The sequence below is a fragment of the Micromonospora sp. NPDC049529 genome (genome assembly GCF_055586685.1).
The window spans coordinates 1-1003 of the sequence record NZ_JBVJHT010000045.1; the positions used below are offsets into that span (position 1 = coordinate 1).

1 protein-coding gene is annotated in these 1003 nt (G+C 66.3%); it reads left to right on the forward strand.

Translation table 11 applies throughout. The annotated features are described in order from the left end of the window. The first annotated feature begins 98 nt into the window (after positions 1-98). The gene (locus ACZ6QQ_RS36695) at positions 99-926 is read left to right on the forward strand and encodes a SigB/SigF/SigG family RNA polymerase sigma factor (protein WP_465882640.1); all 828 of its coding nucleotides are present in this window, start codon (positions 99-101) and stop codon (positions 924-926) included. Positions 927-1003: the final 77 nt, after the last annotated feature.

The following is a 1003-nucleotide window of genomic DNA, read 5'->3' on the forward strand; positions in this document are numbered from 1 at the left end:
CCCTAAGCGAACAACCGGTCAGCCAACCGAACGGCCTACACGAACTTTTGCGCACGGCAACTTGTCTTGTCAGCGGACGAGGTGCAGGGAGGACCACCATGACCGCGTCAACCACCACCGAGCACACCACCGCCACACCCACCCAGGCGGCACCCAAGCTCGACCCGAACGCGCTCACCGACTCCGCCACCAACCTCCTCCTCGCCATGACCGCCCTCCCCACCACACACCCCTCCCGCGCCGCCCTACGCGACAAAGCCATCGAAGCCTGGCTCCCCCTGGCCAACCACCTCGCCCACCGCTACGGCGGACGCGGCGAACCCACCGACGACCTCACCCAAACCGCCGCCATCGGCCTCATCAAAGCCATCGACAAATACGACCCCACCCGAGGCGTCGACTTCGCCGGCTACGCCATCCCCACCATCATCGGCGAACTCAAACGCCACTTCCGCGACCGCACCTGGGACATCCGCGTCCCCCGCCGCCTCCAAGAACTCCGCCTCAGCATCAGCGAAGCCAACAGCACCCTCACCCAAACCCTCGGCCGCTCCCCCACCGTCACCGACATCGCCACCCACCTCAAAGTCACCGAAGAAGAAATCCTCGAAGGCCTCGAAGGCGCCCGCGCCTACAACGCCGTCTCCCTGTCCACCCCCACCGGCGACGGCGAACGCGCCACCGAACTCGGCGACATGCTCGGCGGCGAAGACCCCGACTTCGAACAAGCCGAACTCCGCATCGCCCTCGGCCCCGCCCTCGCCACCCTCGACGAACGCGAACAGAAAATCCTCACCCTCCGCTTCTACGGCAACCTCACCCAATCCCAGATCGCCGACCAGATCGGCGTCTCCCAAATGCACGTCTCCCGACTCCTCACCCGCGCACTCACCAAACTCCGCGGACAACTCAGCGAGACGTACTAACCAGAACTTGGGGGAGGTACCGGCGATACGCCGGAACGTCAGGGGCCGGGCCACATGTGGCCCGGCCCCTGACGCGT

What these genes read in the sequence shown, in the direction of transcription:
- ACZ6QQ_RS36695 (WP_465882640.1), top strand. Translation starts at nt 99, where the DNA reads ATGACCGCGTCAACCACCACCGAGCACACCACCGCCACACCCACCCAG.